The organism is Rhodococcus sp. WS3, from assembly GCF_003797085.1.
GTDB classification, from domain to species: domain Bacteria; phylum Actinomycetota; class Actinomycetes; order Mycobacteriales; family Mycobacteriaceae; genus Rhodococcus_F; species Rhodococcus_F globerula.
Genome location: NZ_RKMA01000002.1, coordinates 942,826 through 963,825, shown reverse-complemented (window position 1 = coordinate 963,825; position 21,000 = coordinate 942,826). Strand labels below are relative to the sequence as shown.

At 62.8% G+C, this 21,000-nt stretch carries 12 protein-coding genes; 9 read left to right on the top strand and 3 right to left on the bottom strand.

Annotated elements, in window-relative coordinates:
- Positions 1–19 precede the first annotated feature (19 nt).
- From dapB to EEB13_RS32475, 3 genes are read left to right on the top strand one after another with little or no spacing between them, the layout of a single operon-like run.
- Positions 20–799, top strand: a complete 780-nt coding sequence (dapB, locus tag EEB13_RS18515; RefSeq protein WP_141485997.1) for a 4-hydroxy-tetrahydrodipicolinate reductase — start codon at positions 20–22, stop codon at positions 797–799.
- A 28-nt stretch (positions 800–827) separates the two neighbouring features.
- On the top strand, positions 828–1,295 hold the full coding sequence (locus EEB13_RS18510; protein ID WP_033234876.1) for a hypothetical protein: 468 nt from the start codon (positions 828–830) through the stop codon (positions 1,293–1,295).
- A gap of 19 nt (positions 1,296–1,314) precedes the next feature.
- Positions 1,315–1,455: a hypothetical protein gene (locus EEB13_RS32475; protein WP_410055768.1), complete on the top strand. Its 141-nt coding sequence runs from the start codon at positions 1,315–1,317 to the stop codon at positions 1,453–1,455.
- Positions 1,456–1,499: 44 nt separating this feature from the next.
- On the opposite strand, the gene EEB13_RS18505 is transcribed toward EEB13_RS32475, so the two are convergent.
- From EEB13_RS18505 to EEB13_RS18495, 3 genes are all read right to left on the bottom strand, one after another.
- The gene (locus EEB13_RS18505; protein ID WP_410055767.1) at positions 1,500–1,970 is read right to left on the bottom strand and encodes a DUF3105 domain-containing protein; all 471 of its coding nucleotides are present in this window, start codon (positions 1,968–1,970) and stop codon (positions 1,500–1,502) included.
- A 37-nt stretch (positions 1,971–2,007) separates the two neighbouring features.
- The gene (locus tag EEB13_RS18500) at positions 2,008–2,955 is read right to left on the bottom strand and encodes a hypothetical protein (protein WP_141485996.1); all 948 of its coding nucleotides are present in this window, start codon (positions 2,953–2,955) and stop codon (positions 2,008–2,010) included.
- A 121-nt stretch (positions 2,956–3,076) separates the two neighbouring features.
- A complete protein-coding gene (locus EEB13_RS18495) occupies positions 3,077–4,237 on the bottom strand; it encodes an isochorismate synthase MenF (RefSeq protein ID WP_051730551.1) in 1,161 nt (386 codons plus the stop codon).
- Between the two features lie 154 nt (positions 4,238–4,391).
- On the opposite strand from EEB13_RS18495, the gene EEB13_RS18490 reads away from it, so the two are divergent.
- The 6 genes from EEB13_RS18490 to EEB13_RS18465 all read left to right on the top strand — a co-directional run bounded on the left by EEB13_RS18490 (position 4,392) and on the right by EEB13_RS18465 (position 20,973).
- Positions 4,392–4,622 carry a phosphopantetheine-binding protein gene (locus EEB13_RS18490; protein ID WP_095886035.1) on the top strand — a complete coding sequence of 77 codons (231 nt, stop codon included), beginning with the start codon at positions 4,392–4,394 and terminating at the stop codon, positions 4,620–4,622.
- A 40-nt stretch (positions 4,623–4,662) separates the two neighbouring features.
- Positions 4,663–5,115 (top strand): flavodoxin family protein, encoded by a 453-nt coding sequence (locus EEB13_RS18485; RefSeq protein WP_141485995.1) that lies wholly within the window; start codon positions 4,663–4,665, stop codon positions 5,113–5,115.
- A 243-nt stretch (positions 5,116–5,358) separates the two neighbouring features.
- Entirely contained in the window at positions 5,359–17,811 is a 12,453-nt protein-coding gene (locus tag EEB13_RS18480) for a non-ribosomal peptide synthetase (RefSeq protein WP_141485994.1), read from the top strand.
- Complete coding sequence (locus tag EEB13_RS18475) at positions 17,811–18,824, top strand: Fe2+-enterobactin ABC transporter substrate-binding protein (RefSeq protein WP_033235010.1); 1,014 nt, start codon at positions 17,811–17,813, stop codon at positions 18,822–18,824. Before EEB13_RS18480 ends, EEB13_RS18475 begins: the two co-directional genes overlap by 1 nt.
- Positions 18,821–20,134 carry an enterobactin transporter EntS gene (gene entS, locus EEB13_RS18470; RefSeq protein WP_141485993.1) on the top strand — a complete coding sequence of 438 codons (1,314 nt, stop codon included), beginning with the start codon at positions 18,821–18,823 and terminating at the stop codon, positions 20,132–20,134. Before EEB13_RS18475 ends, entS begins: the two co-directional genes overlap by 4 nt.
- Positions 20,131–20,973: a siderophore-interacting protein gene (locus EEB13_RS18465; protein ID WP_141485992.1), complete on the top strand. Its 843-nt coding sequence runs from the start codon at positions 20,131–20,133 to the stop codon at positions 20,971–20,973. Before entS ends, EEB13_RS18465 begins: the two co-directional genes overlap by 4 nt.
- The last annotated feature ends 27 nt before the right edge of the window (positions 20,974–21,000 follow it).

Here is a 21,000-nt window from a genome sequence, read left to right as displayed (position 1 = left end):
TAGGCTTTACCCCACAACAATGCATCGGACGGAGCGTGGAGACGTGAGTGCAGCACCCATCAGGGTTGGGGTTCTGGGAGCCAAGGGCAAGGTCGGCCAGGCAATCTGCGCAGCAGTCGAGGCTGCCGCTGATCTGGAACTGGTTGCGCAGGTAGATACCGGCGATCCGATCGAGACGTTTGTCGACACCCGCACTCAGGTCGTGGTCGACTTCACACATCCCGATGTCGTGATGGGAAACCTGGAGTTTCTCGTAGCCAATCGCATTCACGCCGTGGTCGGCACCACAGGTTTCGACGAGAGTCGGCTGGCTGCGGTGCAGTCGTGGGTCGACGCCCAGCCCACCACAGGCGTCCTGATCGCCCCGAACTTCGCGATCGGTGCTGTGCTGTCTATGCGCTTCGCGGCTGCCGCAGCTCGGTTCTTCGATTCCGTCGAAGTTATCGAACTGCACCATCCCCACAAGGCTGACGCGCCGTCCGGCACTGCCTACCGCACTGCGGCGATGATCGCCGCGGCGCGCGCCGAAGCTGGTGTCGGTCCCAGTCCTGACGCCACGACCACTGAACTCGACGGTGCCCGCGGCGCCGATGTAGACGGTGTGCGCGTGCATTCGGTGCGCATGGCCGGGATGGTCGCGCACCAGGAGGTCATTCTGGGCACGCAGGGCGAGACGCTCACCATCCGTCACGATTCCATCGACCGAAACTCCTTTGCACCGGGCGTCCTGCTCGGCGTTCGCCAGATCGCGTCTCGCCCCGGCCTTACCGTCGGTATCGATTCGTTCCTGGATTTGTGAGCACTACGGGCCTGTGAGTACTACGAAAATGAACAACAAAACCACCCGCACGCTCATCTTGATCACGGCGATCTGTATTGCCTTGGCGGTGTACTTCGTGCTGCTGGGCCAACGCGGAATTCAGCTCATCCAAGACGGCGGCGGCGTGGCCATCGGCCTGGGAATCGGTGTGCTCATCCTGCCGTTCCTGGGACTGTGGCTGGTGATCGCAACATTGCGAGCGGGATTCACCCATCAGCGCCTGGCTCAGCAGATCCACGACGAAGGCTTGGCCGTCGATGCGTCGACGCTCCCGAAATTGCCGTCGGGCCGGATCGAGCGCGCAGCAGCCGACGAGTTGTTCGCGACGGTCAAAGTTGATTGGGAAGCTGATCCCGACAACTGGAAGCAGAACTTCCGTCTTGCCCGCGCCTACGACTACGCGGGTGACCGAAGCCGTGCCCGCGAAACCATGCGCCGGGCAGTGGAATTGGAACGACGCGAGCGCGGCAAGTAGACCCGTCTACTCCGGAACGGTGGTGGGGGACGCCGGATCCGGAGTGGTGGGGTCGAACGGCGGCGGGTTGTCCGGGTCGAAGCTCAACGGCGGAATCGAACACGTCGCTCCCACTTCGGGATACGTTGCGGGATTGAGTCGAAGCGCCGAGATGAACTGATCGATTCGGATGTCGGATGCTTGGTCGAGCTCGAGTTGATGTCCCTACGACTGCAACGAGATCGGGGCGTCGAGCGTTGGATACGGTGACATCAGCATATGGCTGTTTCCGCTGACCCTTTCAGTGAGGAGCTCGACGTCGCCGGCTGAAACAAGGTCAGGGTTGTACGTGATCCAGACCGCACCGTGTTCGAGTGAATGAACGGCATTTTCTGTTCGGATCGCCTGTGGATACACAATTCCGGTGCATTTAGCCCACACCCCGTCGTGCCGCCCGCCGAACGGTGGTGAATGTGTGTATGCCACACGCTCATTGGGCTGGACGTGAAGTGCCGTTGGGTATTCGACATACACAACCCCGTCGATCGCTTCCGACGGATCAGGGTTGTCGGCGCTCGGAACAAACGCATCGGGGAGCGGCGTGCCAGTGACCGCGTGGGTGCATCCCGCTGCCCCGAGGGCAACGGTGCATACCAGTGCAATGGCAGCGCCGCTCATCCGAATTCGTGTATTCACCTCGCGATAATAGCGGTCCCGCGGATTGACCCCGAGTCTACGAACCCGTTGAGCCCAGGGGTCCCGCCGAGCCTCCCGCCACGGCAAGGGCGGTTGCTCCGCGAAAGACGAGCAGCGGTGGCAGTGGCCCCTGGTAGGCCTCGGATCCGCTGATCAGATCTCCGTCGTTGTTGAATGCAATTGCCTCGCCCTGTGGTTCGTTCGGGAGCGGAACCCGAATCGCTCTGGTGGACAGGGCTTTGACTACGTCACCGTCGGGGGCGGAATACAGGTAGATGTCGGTGTACGTGCGCAGAGCGACCACCGTGCCGTCGGTGCTGACTGCGCCGCCGGTGACAGCCATTGTTCCCGCTCCGTCGACCGGACCGCCGGGAGTTGTGGTCGGCGAGAATTGCAGGTGTCCGACCTTGGTCAGTTGTGTCGGGACAGTGGTGCTCAGGTCATGCACATTCTGATTACCTGCCGGTGCGTAGATATCGCTCGACCCGAGGTAGTCCTTCGTCACGATGACGGGGAGTCCGTTGTTCGAGATGAGTAAGGTCTCGGCGTCATGTGCGCCGTCGGGAAATGTCAGTACACGTGGTGTGGCAGCTTCCGCGCCGGAGGGATCGAATCCGATCAGCGCCACGGACGTACGGATCTTGTTGTTGTCCCCGATGTCGGCAAGCCACAGAGTGCCGTCGGTAGTGGAGTCGAGATCCTCGACATCGTAGGTCTCAGTCCCCAACGGTATCCAGCGAGTGACGTGGCAGCCCGCGTCGAGTTCGGCAATCCGGTCGTCTGCTCCGCTGTCGCCGAGTGCATACATTCCGGTTGACGTTGCCGCCAACCCGGACAGTTCGGTGAGGCCGGTGTCAGTCGGGGTGCACAACACCTCGAAGGTTGGAGATACCTGCTGCGCAGATGCGGTTCCGAACTGAGTCCCGGTGACGAGGACAGTCACTGTGCCGGCGACCATCGCAGCGTGGCGGGTTGATGCGCGCATTCGATTCACAGGGAACCCCCCAGGCGAGAAGCCAGAGACGAATTAGGATGTATCGCCCAAAACGGTACTGAACGCCCGACCTGTTGGTGTCAAAATGAGTGTATCGACCGGAACTGAGCCACTATTCGGCAAGATCTTCGGCTAGATCGAATGCGCTGAGAATCGTTCGGAACTTGGTACTGGTTTCACGCAATTCCGTATCGGGATCTGACGACGCGACGATTCCGCCACCGGCATAGGCCTTCGCCGAGAGGCCGTCGGCCGCGATCTCAGCGCATCGGATGGCAACCATCCATTCGCCGTCGCCGGTCCGATCGCACCATCCGATGGCACCTGCGTAGAAGCCACGATCGTCCTCGGTCCCGGTGATGTGATCGCGAGCGGCATCGGTCGGTGTTCCGCAGATCGCCGGAGTGGGGTGCAGTGCAAGCGCGAGCTCCAGTGCCGTTGTGTTCGGGTCGGCCAGTACCCCTTCGATCTTGGTTCCGAGGTGCCAGAGTTGAGGCGTGCGGAGCAGTTCGGGAGTGCTTGGCGCTGAGAATGATCGGCACAGCGGTCCGAGAACCGCGCTGATCGAATCGACGACAAATTTGTGCTCGGACAAATCCTTGGTGGACGCCAGGAGTTCCTGGGCGTGTGCTTCGTCTTGCTTCGAATCAGGGTGTCGTGCAATCGAACCTGCGAGCGGGTGGCAGGTGACGATGTCTCCGCGGCGTTCGATCAGGACTTCCGGCGTTGAACCGACCAAAGCGCGCCCGCGGTATTTCCCGCCGGCGGGGGAGAGGTCTACGCAGAACCCGTTGTGCGAGTGATCGAGCGAGATCAATTTTCTCGTGAGTGCTGTGGGCGAGATCGGCGATTCGGTTGCGATCGCGAGCGTGCGTGCGAGAACAACCTTGTCCAGTTCGCCTGCCTGCAGTCGCGTGATCGCGCCGCGAACTCGCCGGGTGTGCTCGAGAGGGCTTGGTTCGCATCCGGCAACTTTCGCGGAAGGAAGATTCACCGCACCGGAGTGATGTAGATCACCCCTCGTTCGAGTGAAACTCAGCGGCGCGGTGAGCGCGCACGGTGTTGAGGGAGCGAAGGGGAGGGCGCCCACAACCGAGTCGATCCGCCCTGTCTTGAGTCCCTCTACAGCGTCGAACGCCGAGTCGAATTCTTCCACCACTCCGGAGGTCTGAACCGAGGTCTGCCTGCGGGAGAGCAGGAAAACTGAATCCGCTCCGTTGTCAGATCGGTTGGTGTGCAACGGGTATTCGGCGACTTCGGCCAGTGCAAACATGGACGCCCTTCCAGATTGTCCGGAACTATTGCTATGTTGAGGCTAGCCTTAGTTGTGCGAGATTTGTGTGTCCAGTTTCAAGTTGGGTACCAACGTACCAATATGGTTAGGCTGGCCTAAAGTCATTCCGTATTCGTACTATACGAGGAGATCGATGAGCAGCACTGTGGACCGGGCCCGGATTGTGCGTGACGTTGCCGAAGTTCTGTCGATGAGGGCAGAACAACTCGGCGACGACACGGATCTGACCGATGAGGGCCTGGACTCGGTGCGGCTCATGATGCTGGTCGAACAGTGGCGCGCCGACGGAGCGGATGCAGATTTTGCCGAGTTGGCGGAAGAGCAGACCATCAATGCATGGGTTGAGGTTCTCTGCTCGCGGTAAGCGGCCTTGTCTGCGGTAAGCGCGTCGTATTCTCGTGGACGTGAAGACTTTGTTGGTGGTTCACCATTCGCCCTCGCCTGCGACGCATGAATTGCTTGATGCCGTGCTGGCAGGCGCGCATGATCCGGAGATCGAGGGCGTCGAGGTTATTGCTGTCCCGGCATTGGCAGCGACAGTGCCCGACGTACTCGGTGCTGACGGCTATATTTTCGGAACCACCGCGAACTTCGGCTATATGTCCGGGGCATTGAAGTACTTTTTCGACACCACCTATTACCAATGCTTGGGTGCGGTGTCCGAGCGTCCATATGGGTTATGGGTGCACGGAAACAATGACACTGCCGGTGCTGTGTCGTCGGTGCGGGCACTGGCAACCGGTCTCGGTTTGGTTCCGGTGGCCGAGCCGCTCGAAGTGATTGTGCCCGTGGACAAAAACGTTCGTGAGCAGTGCTACGAATTGGGCGGAACCGTCGCTGCCACCGTGATGGGCTGACGCATTCCGTTTCGGGTTCGATCCCACATTTTGATACAGCAGCGGTGTTGTCGGAAATGAAGTAGTTGTTCTTTCAATAAGATTCGGTATTTCACCTGCGGTAATTGTCGGAAAGCGTCGACTTGGCAGCGGTTGTGAAAATTGCCCTGAGTGAGTCCTCCACTTTGCCGCATATTTAGTTTAGGCTGCCCAAAATGAGGTTAGGCCACCCTTGGGTGGCACGTCCGCGGCGAAAGGATCAGTGTGAGCGTTTTTCCAGGTTCGAACTCCATCGAGGCAAGCGAGAATTTGCTTGCACTGACAGGAGCTCAGCTCGGAATCTGGAACGCGCAGAGACTTGATCCGGAATCACGGAGTTATCTCGTCGGCGAGGTGCTCGAGATTGTCGGCGACGACGCGATCGATACCGCACTTCTGGTAGATGCCATCCGGGCGACGATCGGCGAGGCCGAGACCATGCGGCTGCACATGATCGAGACGCCTGACGGACCTCGACAGATCATTTCCGACGCTCCCGTCGGTGACATCCCGATAGTCGACCTGCGGGCGGAGCGTGACCCGGTTGCGGTTGCGCACGCCCTCGTCGACGCCGAACGAGGCCGGGCGTCGGAGTACTGCCGGGCGATGGTGGAACGCCCGCTGTACACGTACTCGCTGATCAGGCTCACCGATCGCGAAGTCTGGTGCATCCAGCTCTATCACCACCTGATCGTCGACGGATACAGCGCGGCAATGATCTCGCGCCGCGTGGCCGACCATTACACCGCGCTCGTGCGCGGAAGTGAGGTAGCACCAACACGATTCGGCTCGATCGAGCAACTGATTGCCGAGGACGAGGAGTACCGCGGCGGTGAGCAGTTTGCCGAAGACCGCGACTACTGGCGTGACGCTCTTACCCCGTTGCCGCCGTTGGACGGTCGAGGCAAGCAGGTTGCCGGGCCCGCCGAGCGAACCGTTGCGGTCCGCAGTGTGATGTCTGCCGACACCCTGACCAAGCTCAAGGCAGTGGCGGCCACAACGGGTACGACCTGGGCCGAAGGTCTTATTGCCTGCTACGGAGCATTCTTGCATCGCCTGCTGGGTGAGTCGGACGTTGTCATCGCGATGCCGCTGATGGCTCGGGTCGGTCGCACGGCGCTCCGGACTCCCGCGATGGCTGTCAATGTGCTGCCACTGCGTCTGACGGTCCGCAGCGGTGATCGACTCGGCGACCTCAGCAAGCAGGTTGCCACGTCGATGAAGAGCATGCGTGCTCATCAGCGTTACCGCGGCGAGAACCTGGCCCGCGATCTCGCGGTGGCCGGCAGCGGTGCGTTGCTTCACGGAATCGGTATCAATCTCAAGGCATTCGACTTCGCATTGGACTTCGCAGGTGCTGTGGGCGTGCTGCGCAACGTTGCAGGCGGTCCGCCGGAAGACCTCGGCTTGACTGTTACACCCATTGCCGACGGTGAGGTGCTCCTCGGGTTCGAGGTGGACGCCCGCACCAACACTCGTGAATCCGTGGAACGACGCCTCGCGGGATTTGTCAGCATCATCGACGCGATGGTCGGGGAGGACGATCCGGCTGTCGGGCAGGTGGACGTACTCTCCGTCGCCGAGGCTGACCGGATCCTGGTCGACCGTGAGAGCGCGCCGAGCGCCGGCCGGATCGAGCACGTTGCAGATGTGTTCGATCGTGTTGTCGCCCAACAGTTAGAGGCCACTGTCCTGGTGTGCGGCGACGATTCTCTGACCGGCGGTGAGCTGGGCGCTCGCGTCTACCGACTGGCGCGCGCGTTGCGAGCCCGCAGCGTCGGACCTGACGACATAGTCGGGATCGCATTACCGCGCACAGCCGACATGGTTGTTGCACTGCTCGCGACGCTCCAAGCCGGGGCCGCGTACGTGGCATTGGATCCGGAGCATCCGGTAGAGCGCCTGCGGGCTCTGGTCGACGACGCGAAGCCCAAGGTTGTGCTCACCACAGGTGCACTGGCGGAGCAACTTTCGGGGGATTCCCGGCCGGATCCAGTAGTCGTGGAGTCCGAAACGCTGCGCGAGGAACTCACGGGTTACTCCGATCTACCTATCTCTGCGAGTGAACTGGCTGCTCCGCGTCACGCGGACCACCTCGCCTACGTCATCTACACATCCGGATCGACGGGGACACCCAAAGGCGTTCTGGTGCGAAGCGGCGGACTCGCGCATTTGCTACACCACCACAGTGCGACGATCTACCGTGACGCTGCGAACCGAGTGGGCGGGCGACAACTACACACCGCTCATACGGCCTCGTTTGCCTTCGACGCATCCCTCGACCAGCTGCTGTGGCTGCTGTGTGGACATCGAGTGCATGTGTACGACGAAGTGCTTCAGAAGGACGCAGACGCACTGGTTTCCGCGTTCGCGCGCGATCGGATCGATGTCGTCGACACCACCCCCTCGATGGCTACGGCACTGGTCGACAGTGGATTGTTGACGGGCGCACACCCACTTGCGTTGTTGGTTGTCGGCGGTGAGGCCGCGCCGCCTGCGCTGTGGGATGCGATCATCGCTGCGAACGTGCCGGCCCAGAACCTGTACGGACCCACGGAAGCAACCGTCGACGCGATTGCTACGTCCGTCCACGGCGCCGAACCCCGAATTGGCTACCCGCTCGCGGGAACTCGCGCGTATCTCCTCGACAGCGCGTTGAAGCCGGTTGCCGACGGCGAGCGTGGAGAGCTCTATCTGGCCGGTCCTCAGTTGGCCAGGGGATATCTCGGGCGGGAAGCCGCGACCGCTGAACGATTTGTTGCCGACCCCTTCGGGGCTCCCGGTGACCGCATGTACCGGGCTGGCGACCTGGCTCGCTGGGTGCCGGGCCGCGGATACGAATTCATCGGCCGCGGTGACAAGCAGGTCAAGATCCGTGGTCATCGCATCGAACTCAGTGAGGTCGAAGCGATTCTGGGTGCCGTGCCCGGCGTCGGCGCGGCCGCAGCCGTCATTCGCACCGACGGTGGACGCCCCAGTTTGGTGGGTTACGTCGTGGCTGTGGCCGGTGCTACTTTGCCGCCGCAGGACGAACTGCGCCGTGATCTTGCGACGCGAGTGCCGGATCACCTGGTGCCTTCGGTTGTTGTTGTCTTGACTGAACTTCCCGTGACTGTCAACGGAAAACTTGATCGCGCGGCGCTACCCGCTCCCGTTCTGGAATCAGAAGGTCGTGCCGCATCCACGCCGCGCGAGCAGGTCCTCTGCGCTGTGGTGGCGGAGGTTCTGGGACGGGACCGAGTTGGTGTCGACGAGGACTTCTTCGGTCTCGGTGGTGACAGCATCACCGCCATCAGCGTCAGTAGTCGGCTACGTGTGCGCGGAGTGCTCATTGCTCCGAAAGAGCTTTTGGCGCAGCGCGATTTGGGGACCATCGCAGCGGCGGCCCGCGAGGTCGCCGACGATGACAACCGCGCCGCTGCGGTAGTCGACGTAGCGACCGGCTCAGTGATCGCACCACCGATCGTGCGCGCATTGACCGACAAGAACCCCACCGACGAGTCCATTGCCGGTTACGCACAGTGGACCGCTGTGCGTATCGACGAGATGGTCGCGTTCGACGACATCCGATCAGGGGTCCAGACGATCCTCGATCGCCACGATGCACTGCGACTTCTACTGCGACGGGGAACTGGCGGCGCCGCCACCGAATTGATCGTTCGTGACTCGGGTGCCGTGCGCGCAGAGGGGCTCGTGAGTGAGATCGCGGGAAGTGCTGACACTGAACTGATCCAGCGCACCGCCGAAGCAGCTGCGGCGCAACTCGATCCGCGTGCAGGCAATCTCCTGCGCGTCGTGTTGCTGCGAACCCCAACCGATCAACCGGATCAGTTGATCGTCATTGCGCACCACTTGATCGTCGACGGCGTTTCCTGGCGGATTCTGCTTCCCGATCTGCACGAGGCAACTGATGCTGCGCGAGAACGTCGATCCGCCACGCTCGGCGTCTCAGGTAGTTCGTGGCGTCGGCACGCGGGCGTGCTCGCGGAGTTCGGGGCTTCGGGCACACTGCGATCCGAACTCGACTACTGGAAGACCGCCGCCGGCATCTCGGCAATCGGCGGTGGGGGCGCTGCTCCGATCGGCGCTCGTCGACTCGACCCCACGACGGACACCGTGAGTACCGCGGCCCGCACCACAACCGTAGCGTCGGCAGCAGTGACCGAAGCGGTTCTGACCACGCTTCCTGCGGCGTACCGAGCGCGGGTAGACGAGGTATTGCTGGCAGCGTTGATGTTGGCGTTGCGTTCGTGGCAGAACAGTCGTGGGCACGAATTGGGTCACACGCAGACGGTGACCGTCGAAGGACACGGCCGTGATCCGCTGACCGACGACACCGACTTCGCCGGAACGGTCGGCTGGTTCACCAGCGAGTTCCCGGTATCGGTGCCCACCGACGCGATTTCGAGCCGCGACGCACTGACCGACGCTCTGAGCGGTGGCGCGGCGGCCGGAGCTCTGCTGCGTAGCGTCAAGGAGGCGAAGCGCGCTGTTCCGGGCGGGGGCGTCGGCTACGGGGTACTTCGCTACCTCGATCCCGTTGCGGCGCCGGAATTCTCCGACGTCGTTGAGCCTGAACTTCTGCTCAACTATCTGGGACGCTTCCCGTCGTTGCCGGGAACCGGGTGGAGGCTACCCGAGCATGACGCGTTCTCCGTGATCGAACCGGCATCCAAGGCGATGTCGGAAGTGTTGGCGCTCAATGCGTTTGTTCGCGAAGACGGTGACCCCCAATTGGCTGTCGAGTGGACGGCAGCGGGCCGGGTGCTGGACGCCGCGATCGTCGATGAACTGCACGGACATTGGGACGAAGCTCTAGCGGCGCTCACCGCGCATGCAGCGCTGTGCGCCGGCGGGTTGACCCCCTCCGACTGCTCGGCTCATTGGGTCGATCAGGACGGCATCAATGAACTGGAGTCGGTTCACGGCCCGCTCGCCGATCTTCTTCCGTTGTCCCCGTTGCAGGAAGGGTTGCTGTTCCACGCCGTTCGAGATGGCGTTGCGGACGTCTACACTCTCACTGCTCGTTTTGATCTCACCGGACCGCTGGACGACGCGCGGCTGGCCGAAGCATTCGAGACGGTCATCGACCGGCATCCGAACCTGCGCGCGGCGTTCCACTACGAACAGTTCGATCGGCCGGTGCAGGCAATTCCGCGTTCGGCCAAGGTCGCCTGGCGATCGGTCGATCTGACGGCGGTACCGAAGGCGGCAGCACTGCGTTCGGCGCAGCGCCTGGAGGACGAGGCTGCCGAGCACATCTTCGACGTCGGACTTCCTCCGCTGCTGCGCGCCCTACTGATTCGTCTACCCGGTGATGTCCATCGGCTGATCCTCAATGCGCATCACCTGCTCACCGACGGCTGGTCCACGCCCATCGTCCTGCGTGAATTGATGAACGTTTACCACGACGGTGACGCCGGTCTGCCGGCGCCGACTCCGTACGGCGACTACCTGGCGTGGATCGCCGACCGCGACGAGGATGCGCAACGGGCAGCGTGGAGCAAGCGTCTGCGTGGGCTGACCACTCCGACGCTCGTTGCTGACGGACAGTCGGAACGAGGCGTGCCGGTGCAGGTTCCGGTACCGCTGTCGGACACGGACGCCTCGGCGTTGATCGAACTCGGACGCGCCCGCGGGTTGACTGTCAACACCCTGGTCCAAGGGGCCTGGGCTGCAGTCCTTGCCGAGCTGACCGGGCAGTGGGACGTTGTTTTCGGAGCGACAGTCTCCGGTCGTCCCGCCGATCTTTCCGGTGTGGAAGCTATGGTCGGATTGTTCAGCAACACGATTCCAGCGCGGTTCGACATCGCTACCGACGTTCCTCTTCTCGAGCAGTTTGCCGGTTTGCAGAACGCACAATTCGATATGCAGGACGTCGAGCACGCCAGCCTGGCGGAGATCGAGCGAATCGCGGGAATCGGGCAACTGTTCGACACACTTCTCGTTTTCGAGAATTTCCCGAATTCCGGAGCCGGCCAGCCCAGCTCGCACGAGCTGCGCGTCAGTAGCTTCACGAACCGTGGTGTCACGCACTACCCGATGACGCTGATGGCACCGCCGAGCCTGGGCCTCGATCTTGTGCTCTACCACGATCCTGTTGCCATTCCCGCAGACACCGCTGCGCGGGTGGTGACGCGATTGGGTGAGATTCTGGGCGGTGTTGTTCATTCGCCGTCGTTGCCCGCGGGGGACCTCCTCGACGTCGTGAAGCGCGTTTCGATGCGCAGACCATCCCCGGCGCCGATCAAGTCGGATGTGGCAGCGCCTGGCGCCGTAGATCCTGTCGTCGTGGACGCACTGTGCCGTTGCGCTGCAACGGTGTTGGATCTTCCCGTAGTGAACCCGGCTGATAACTTCTTTGCCCTCGGCGGTCATTCGCTGACCGCTATGCGTTTGGTGGGAAGCCTGCGCAAGCTGGGCTTACGCGTATCGGTTTCGGATGTGTTCGATACGCCGACCCCGTTGGGGCTGGCCGGCGTCGCGCGGATTGACAACACGAAGTTCGGTGCGCTCGAGCTGGACTCGACCGTGGCAGCGCCCGTGGATGGTGTCGGGGATCAGAGCGAGGCGCCGCGCGGCGGCGCCGAGCCGGGAAATCCTGACGACGAAGAGTACTGGGTTCAGGTGCTCGGCGGTCTGCCGCTCGACGTGGATCTTCCCTACGATCGAACTCCGTCTCCGGCGTACCGTGCCCACACGTACATTCGGCAGCTGGGCGAAACCGTCGACCGGGATTCGATGCTGCTCGCTGCAGTTGCCGCCGCGCTGAGTACCTTCGGTGCCGGCCGCGACATAGCGGTCGGATTGGTCGACGCCGAAGCGGAGTCGATCATCCGGGTCGATCTGAGCGGCCGACCGACCTTTACCCAGGTCGTGGACCGGGTCGAGAACGCCATGTCCGGCGCCGGTCTGCATTCCGACGTGAGTCTCGATCGACTCGCGAACCTCCTGGATCGTTCACGGGCAAGTCTGGGTGCCGCTCGCGTGGGGCATGCCGACGCAGTTGTCGATCTCGAGTTTGTGCGCGTTGGTTCCGAGATTCACCTGACCGTCAATGCCGAGGTGTACGACGGATCGACCGCGGACGCCCTCCTCGATACCGTGATCTCGGTACTCGAGCGCGGCGCCCGGCACGGGGACCTTCCCGTTCCCGAATTGCTGCCGACAGTGGCTCGTCCGCATAACGACCCACCGCGGCGAGTTGACGCTCCAGCGGGAATATCGATCCTGTTCGAGCGGAATGTCGTCGCAGTACCCGACGTCATCGCGCTGATCTCCGGCGAGTCGACGCTCACCTACCTCCAATTATCGCGCCGGGTGGACGAATTGGCGCGCGAACTTGTTGCCGCCGGTGCCGGGCCGGAGCAGGTTGTTGCCGTTGCCCTTGACCGATCCGTGGACCTGGTCGCAGCACTGCTGGCTGTTCTGCGTGTCGGCGCGGTGTACCTGCCACTCGATGTCGATTATCCGGCCGAGCGGCTCGAATTCATGATCGAGGACGCGGCACCTGTTTGTGTTCTGACGAGTTCCGATGTGGCAGGGCAACTTCCTTCGACTGCGCCGGCGGTGGTGCTCGTGGACGCAGCACAGACGAGTTCGGATGTTGTTCTTGCAGAACCGCGACCGGCCGGTGAGCACCTTGCCTACGTCATCCACACCTCGGGTTCGACGGGTCGACCCAAGGGAGTGATGGTCAGCACTGCCAATCTCGCGGCGTTCGCCGAGACTGTGATCGGCGATCAGTGGATCAGGCCAGGCGATCGCATTGTTGCGGTGACGACGGTGTCGTTCGATATCGCCGCGCTGGAATTGTTGTGTCCGCTGGCTGCCGGTGCCACCGTTGTGCTCGCCGATCGGGGGACGGTCCGTGATCCGGATGCCCTGCTCGAGTTGATCACGCAAAGCCGTGCCACCGTCATGCAGGCAACTCCGTCGCTGTGGCGAGTTGTCACGGAACACGAGAATGCGCATCGCCTTCTCCAGGTTCGAGCGTTGGTGGGTGGAGAAGCACTGCCGCAAGACCTGGCCGATGACCTGGTGACATTCTGCCCGTCGGTGCGCAACGTGTACGGACCAACGGAAGCGACAGTGTGGGCGACATCGGCGGTACTCGATCGCGATGATCGGGTCACGATCGGGCGGCCATGGACCGACGTCCACGCACGGGTACTCGACGACGATCTGCGGAACGTTCCGGAAGGTGTTGCAGGCGAGCTGTACCTGGGCGGTTCGCAGGTGGTACGCGGATACTTGAACCGACCCGATCTGACGGTCACCAGGTTTGTAGCGGATCCGAGTGTGCCGGGCGCCCGCCTGTACCGCACGGGTGATCTGGTTCGACGCAGGAACGGTGTGTTGCATTTCTTGCGACGCGCGGACGATCAGGTGAAGGTCCGCGGGTTCCGTATCGAACTCGGTGAGGTCGAGGGCGCGCTCTGCGCGGTGAGCGGTGTATCTCGTGCGGCGGCCACCGTCCGAGTAGATGCGGCAGGCATCGGTACTCTGCACGGATACGTGGTGGCTGAAGTCGGTACCGGCCTCGATTCGGCTTTGGTTCGCAAGGAAGTTGCGCTGCTGCTTCCCGAACACATGGTGCCGCAGACACTGACGGTGCTGGATGCGCTTCCGTTGACGCTCAACGGAAAAGTCGACCGCAAGGCGCTTCCCGAAACGGCGCCGGATCGGTTGCGGAACCCCTTGGTGACCGTCGACTCCGATCGGCGGATACGTCTCGACATTCTCAGTCCGGGTTGGCGGGATGTGTTGCCTCTCGGTCCGTTGCAGGAAGGCATGTACTTCCAATCGGTGCTCGACGGTGCCGGCGGCACTGACGTCTACCACATGCAGCCGAAATTCACGTTCTCGGCGGAGGCCGATGTGGACATTTCTGCGCTGCGTGCGGCGGGTGATGCACTTCTGCGCCGCTACCCGAACCTGCGTGCCGGCTTCACTCACGCCGGGTTCGACGCTCCGGTTCAGTTTGTTCCGCTGGCAGCCCGCATGCCTTTCCGGGAAGTTGACCTGAGCACTACTCCGGTCGGCGAGATCGAGGGTGCAGTACAGGCACTCGACGAAGAAGAGTTCGCCACCGTCTTCGATCTGAGCGCTCCACCGCTGATCCGAATGGTTCTGGCGTGGTTGCCGGGCGGCGGCGCGCATCTCGTATTCACCCAGCATCACTTGCTGACCGACGGTTGGTCGCAGACGCTGATGTACGCGGAACTGTTTGCGCTGTACGAATATGCTCGTTCGAACGGCACAGATCCGGTCCACCTCGACTCGGCGTTGGAAACCCCGGCGGATTTCCGTGATCACCTGCGCTGGATCGCCGAGGCAGATCGCCCGGAAGCTCTTTCGTCGTGGAAGAACTATCTGGCAGACCTCGAACAGCCGACGCTTGTCGGTGGCACCGGTTCCGGCGGTAGTGCGCCTCTTCCGGTGTTCACGCGAGTTGTGTTGGAACAGAGCATCAGTAGTGACGTACGGGACCTTGCGCGCAGGACCGGTGTGACCCTGTCTACGGTTGTCTCCGCGGCCTGGGGACTGGCTCTGCGAGCAGTGACCGGTCGTGACGACGTGGTCTTCGGTTCGACGGTGTCCGGACGTACGCCTGAGGTGGACGGCGCGGACCGCATGGTGGGTCTGGCGCTCAACACGATTCCGGTGCGCATGAATGTTCGCCCCGGGGAGCGGATCTCCGACCTCCTCGGACGGTTGTTCCGCGAGCAGGGTTCACTCCTCGAACATCACCATGTGGGTCTCGGCGACGTTCAGCGCGCGGCCGGATTTGCCGCACTGTTCGACACGCTCTACGTTTTCCGTAATACCCCTCGCGACGAACAGGCACGCCAGGACACGTTCGGGCGCAGTGGAATCGTCGGATTCGACGCGGTGGACGGCACCCACTACGCGCTCACACTCGATGTTGATCCCGGTGGGGGTGACGCGTCGATGGCGCTTGTTCTCGAGAACCGGCCGGATCTGGTTCCGGGCGATGTGGCGCACGACGTTCTGGCTCGTACCGAAGCCATCCTCGAACTGATGGCGCGTTCCGAGGCGGCGACAGTGGCCGACACGGCGGTTCCGCGCGCCCAGACGCCCACCGAGTTCGTGTCGCAGCACGTCACGATGCCCGTTCCCGGAGAGCCAGGCGGCAGCGTCGACGCGTTGCTGCGAGAACGCGCGTTGGCGACACCGGACGACACCGCACTCGTATTCGGCGATGTGACGTTGAGCGCTGCGCAGATGAATACGCGAGTTGATCGGTTGGCGCGAATACTTGCGTCGTCCGGCGCTGGGCCGTCCGGCGTTGTTGCGCTTGCACTTCCGCGGACAGCGGATCACGTGGTGGCGATCTTTGCCGTCATGCGAGCCGGAGCTGCCTACCTTCCGTTGGATCTGGCGCATCCCGCCGCCAGGCTGCGGGAGTTGATCGAAGACAGCAATGCGGCCGTGGTGATCACCACCGCCGATCAACACGATCTCGTCGCTGCCGAGGGTCGGACAAGCATTGTCATCGACCTGCCGAGCATCGTTGACATTCTTGACGGCCGCGCCGAGACACCCACTGTTGCCGATGCAGCGGTAGGCGGTCCGACATCGGCGGATCAGCCTGCCTACGTGATCTACACGTCGGGCAGCACGGGCAAACCAAAGGGCGTCGTGGTGGGCCACCGCGGCCTGACCACGATGTACCACAACCACAAGGCCGAAATCTTCACGCCGACCGAAAACAGCGCTGCCGGGCGACGATTGCGTATCGCGCACACGGTGTCCTTCTCCTTCGACATGTCGTGGGAAGAACTGTTCTGGCTCCTCGCCGGTCATGAGGTTCATGTGATCGACGAGCAGGCGCGGCTGGATCCGGTGTCGTTGGTCAAGCACTACCAGTCCGTCGGCATCGATGTGGTGAACGTGACGCCCTCGTATGCACGGGAATTGACGGCGGCCGGACTTCTCGACGGTGATCACACTCCGGCGCTGGTCATGCTCGGCGGCGAAGCGGTTCCCGCGGAATTGTGGTCGCGGTTGCGTGATCAGGACGGCGTCGACGGCTACGACCTGTACGGCCCCACCGAGTTCACGATCAATGCGATGGGCTCGCCAGTTCGGGCAAGTGACACTCCGTGCTTGGGGCGGCCGATCCTCAATGCGTCGGCGCGGGTGCTTGATTCAGGTCTGCGCGAAGTCCCGCTAGGGGCGGCGGGGGAGTTGTACATGTCCGGTGACGGAACAGCGATGGGCTACCTCGATCGGACCGCTCTGACGTCGTCGGTATTTGTCGCCGACCCTTTCAGCGTCGGCGGGCGCATGTACCGGACCGGTGACGTGGTGCGTCGACGGCGCGACGGCGAACTCGAATACCTCGGACGCGCAGACCATCAGGTGAAGATCCGAGGAATCCGGATCGAGCTGGGAGAAGTGGAATCTGCACTGGCAGCGTGCCCCGGAGTGCTTCGCGCCGCGGCGACCGTTCGGCGTGACAACGGTTCAGCGCCACGGCTGATCGGCTACGTGATTCCCGAAACGGGTTGTGCACCGGAAGACCTCAGGGCGGTCATGCGGGAACGTGTACCGGCGCACCTGGTTCCGTCGGATATCGTCACCGTCGCTTCGATTCCGCTGACACCCAACGGAAAGCTGGATCGAGCGGCCTTGCCCGCGCCGCCGACCCGGGCAGCGGCACGCGCGCCTCGCACCGAGACCGAAAAGCAACTGTGCCAGGTCTTCGCGCATGTTCTCGGTGTCGACACCGTCGATCCGGAAGAGAGCTTCTTCGACCTCGGTGGAGACTCGTTGCGTGCCATGCGTTTAGTGGGCGAAGTAGAACACGAACTCGGCGTCGGAGTGGGCGTGGGAACGTTGATGGCTCGCCCGAGCGTTGCCGAACTTGCTGCTCATATCGCAAGCCCCCTTGACGTGGACCTCAGCCGTGATCACCTGGTGTCGCTACGGTCGGAAGGCGCCGCCGAACCGTTGTTCTGTGTTCACCCGGCGGGCGGATTCGCGTGGCCTTTCGCACCGCTGACCGGGGTGCTCGAGGCTGATCGTCCGGTGTTGGGCCTGCAGTTGCCGACGCTCGCGGGCGACACCCTCGAAGCTACGAACGTGGATCAACTGGCATCGATGTACGTCGAGACGATTCGCGGCGTGCAACCGGACGGTCCCTATCACCTTCTCGGATACTCGTTCGGTGGCAACGTCGTTCACGCGATGGCTGCGCAGTTGGCGGAGGCGGGACACGCGGTAGGGTTCACCGGTCTGATCGACACCCACCCGCTCGGAACCCGGTCCGCTGAGAACCGGGAAGACCGCAGCACCGAACAGGACTTGGCAGCGGCACTCCCGCCGGAACTCCTTGCGCAGGCACCCGCCCTGGTCGAGTTGGTGCGAACCGGATTTGATGCCACTCGTTCACTGGCGTCGGGATCGGTGGACCCGAATTACGCCGGGTCGGTTACTCTGATCACCGCTGACACGGGTGTGTCCGGGGAAGTGCTGGCCGATCGCTGGCGCACAATCCGGGGGGACCAGGAACTTTCAGTCCACCACCTACCGTTCGACCACGCCGGATTGGTGACCCCAGCCGGTTGGGCGGCAATTGCGCCACTGCTCGACAGTCATCTGTCGCAGCCCACAAACCACACAGTTGGAAACACAATGGGAGTTGAATGATGAAGTCCACACCGCCCCTCGCGATTCGAAGTTGGCGACGATTCGTCGCGATTGCGGGTCTGTTGATCGTTGCACTCGTTGCGATGATCGGTTGCAGCAGCGCGTCCTCGGACGAGCCTGCAAAGGCAGACGAACCTACGACGCGTGTGATCGAAACCGAGAAGGGTTCTGTCACCGTACCGGCGTCGGCAGAACGGATCGTGGTGCTCAGCGGTGGCCTCGCCGGTTACCTCTATGCACTCGACGCACCCGTAGTCGCAACCGACACACGCGTTTTGGGTGTGACGAACCTCGACGGCGGCTTCCCGCCGGCTTGGGCAGCGGATGCAAAGGCCCAGGGCACCAAGGAACTGCCCGCCGGTGAGCAGCTCAACATCGAAGCCGTCGCCGCAGCTGCGCCCGACCTGATCATCGGTGGCGGACAGGGTGTCACCTCGGTGCAGGCTGAGGAGCTCTACGACCAGCTCACAGCAATTGCGCCGACCGTCCTCGTGCCGCGCACCGTTGCCGCATGGGACAAGCAGCTCGAGATCGTCGCCGACGCAGCCGGACGCTCCGACCAGGTTCCGGCTCTGATGGATGCATACGACGCCAAGGTCAAAGAGGTAAAGGGCAAGATCACCGTTCCCGAGGGCAACGTCGTCTACATCCTCTCGCTCGCGAACAACAAGCCGTACCTCGTGCCGCCGACTGCCGCTCTGCCCGCAATGCTTGCAGAACTCGGATTCAAGGCCGACGACGTCATGACCAAGGCCGGAAACCCGCAGCTCTTCGGCTCGGGTGACTCGTTCGAGGTCAGCCCGGAAATGCTCTCGCAGGTTGCCGACGCCCCTGTCGCATTTGTCATTCCGGTATCCGGACGCCCGATGGCAGAACTTGCCACCGATCCGCTGTACTCGCAGCTTCCTTCCTTCAAAGCCGGAACGACGTTCGAGCTTCCCGCCACCAGCTACCGTCCTGACTACGACGGCGCAATGGCGACCCTCGACCTGATCGGTCAGACCTTCGCATGACCCGACTCGGTGGGCTGGTCATCGATGTATCACCATTGCGGACCAGCCGTCCCTTCCGGTACGCGTTCTCCGCGCGAATGATTTCGCTGCTCGGGATCGGACTACTTGTCGTAGCCGTTCCCGCGCAGACGTACCAGCTCACCAAGTCGACCTTGCAGGTTGGCGGAGTGTCCACGGCGATGGCCGTCGCCATGTTCGTCGGCAGCCTGTTCGGTGGGGTGCTTGCGGATCGATACGATCGGCGACGCACTATCCAACTTGCCCGCAGCGCTGCGGGTCTCGGATTTGTGATCCTCGGGTGCAACGCTCTGCTTCCGCATCCGTCCATGTGGGTCATCTATGTCGCAGCGGCGATCGACGGATTGGCCGGCGGCGTCAGTAGCTCGGCCCTGATGGCTTTGATGCCGACGCTGCTGCCCCGCGAGAAGATGGCGGCAGCCGGCGCACTGGTGGCGTTGACCACCGATGTCGGGACGATGATCTCACCGGCGATTGCCGGAGTGATCATCGCCTCCGGCGGTATTCCTGTGACGTACTTCGTGGCCGCCGCGGCCACGGCGGGCACGGTTACTCTCTTCCAAGCTGTCGGACCGGCGCCGGCGCCCGGCACCAACCACGAAAGCCCCGTCCGCGCTCTCGTGACCGGAGTGAAGTTCGCGGGTACCCATACCGTGATCCGCGGAATCCTGATCAGCGGATTACTGGTCATGTTTGTCAGTGGTCCGATGGTCCTGCTTCCGGCCTTTGTCGACGACGTACTCGGCGGTGGCCCAACGATGCTGGGTCTGCTGTACGCGGCACCGGCAGTGGGCGCGGTGATCGGTTCGCTGACCAGCGGATGGACTGGGCGCGTTCACCGCAACGGCGCGGCTATGTTGATATCGGTCGCGCTCATGCCGCTCGGTTTGGTGATTCTCGGGGCTTCGGGGGCTGTATTCCTCGCCTTCCTCGGCCTTGCCGGATTCGGACTCGGACGAGCCCTCAACGACATCTTGCGATTCGCCGTCCTGCAACAGAACACGCCGGACGAATTGCGTGGACGAGTGTCGAGTCTGTGGATGGTGCAGGCCGTCACAGGTACGGCGATCGGGTCCATGGCAGCGGGATTCCTCGGCCAGTGGCTCGAACCGGGAACTGCACTGCTGGCCCTGGGTATTGCAGGCCTGACGTTGGGACTGATACTCCTCGCAACACTGGGTTCGGTGCGGCGGGTAACTTCAGAGGTAATCGTGCTCGATCGCCCAGACTCTCACCCGGAAAATGCGGTGCCCGTGGCCACTGCTGCGCGGGAAAAGGAAGGTAGTTCATGAATCGAGGAGACCATCTCGCGACCATTGTCGACGTGCTGGCGGGAACCAGCGGCGCAAAAGTGCCGTACCCCATCGGCATTCGTGAACTCGAAGTTGTTCGTAGCACCATGGTCGGATCAGGGTTGTTGCGGTTGACGTTGGGTGGACCCGAACTCGAAGGGTTCGAGTCGCACGCTCCGGATGAACATGTGCGGCTGGTCTACCCGAATGAGGACGGAACACTTCGCCTGCCCGAGCGTGATGGGACAATGCTGAAATGGCCGAGACCGCTTCCGATCTCGCGTGAATACACCGTCCGTCGGTACGACCCGGATCTGGCGGAATTGGACATCGACTTCGCCCTGCACGAAGGTGGCTTCGCCTCCGATTGGGCCCAGGCCGTGACGCCGGGTACCCGGATCCATGTGGCAGGTCCGCCCGGTGGCGTCATCGTGCCGTGGACGTACGACAGGTACCTCCTCGCCGGCGACATCACGGCGCTGCCCGCGATCGCCCGGTGGCTCGAGATGCTGCCGGAAGCTGCATCCGGGTGGGCGTTCATCGAAATTACCGACGCGTCACAGGAAATCGAGTTGACGGTCCCGGAGGGTGTCGAGGTCCGGTGGCTGCACCGCGGTGACGTTCCGGCCGGACATTCCGATCTGCTCGAGCAGGCAGTGCGAACTGTCACCGTTGCTGAAGATGAGCGTATCTACGCTTGGATCTCCGGGGAAGCCACGAGCCTCAAGCCGCTTCGCAGGTTCGTTCGCGACAACTTGAAGTTGGATAAAGGCGACTACCTGATTACGGGTTACTGGAAGCGTGGCGTCGCAGATTTCGACGAGGACGACGAAGACTGAACCAGAAAGGCGTCCCCGCGGGGACGC

Bases quoted from the DNA above. Each gene is read 5' to 3' on its own strand.
- EEB13_RS18500 (WP_141485996.1), bottom strand. From the start codon at position 2,955: ATGCGCGCATCAACCCGCCACGCTGCGATGGTCGCCGGCACAGTGACT.
- EEB13_RS18465 (WP_141485992.1), top strand. From the start codon at position 20,131: ATGAATCGAGGAGACCATCTCGCGACCATTGTCGACGTGCTGGCGGGA.
- dapB (WP_141485997.1), top strand. From the start codon at position 20: ATGCATCGGACGGAGCGTGGAGACGTGAGTGCAGCACCCATCAGGGTT.
- EEB13_RS18495 (WP_051730551.1), bottom strand. From the start codon at position 4,237: ATGTTTGCACTGGCCGAAGTCGCCGAATACCCGTTGCACACCAACCGA.
- EEB13_RS18490 (WP_095886035.1), top strand. From the start codon at position 4,392: ATGAGCAGCACTGTGGACCGGGCCCGGATTGTGCGTGACGTTGCCGAA.
- entS (WP_141485993.1), top strand. From the start codon at position 18,821: ATGACCCGACTCGGTGGGCTGGTCATCGATGTATCACCATTGCGGACC.
- EEB13_RS18510 (WP_033234876.1), top strand. From the start codon at position 828: ATGAACAACAAAACCACCCGCACGCTCATCTTGATCACGGCGATCTGT.
- EEB13_RS18475 (WP_033235010.1), top strand. From the start codon at position 17,811: ATGAAGTCCACACCGCCCCTCGCGATTCGAAGTTGGCGACGATTCGTC.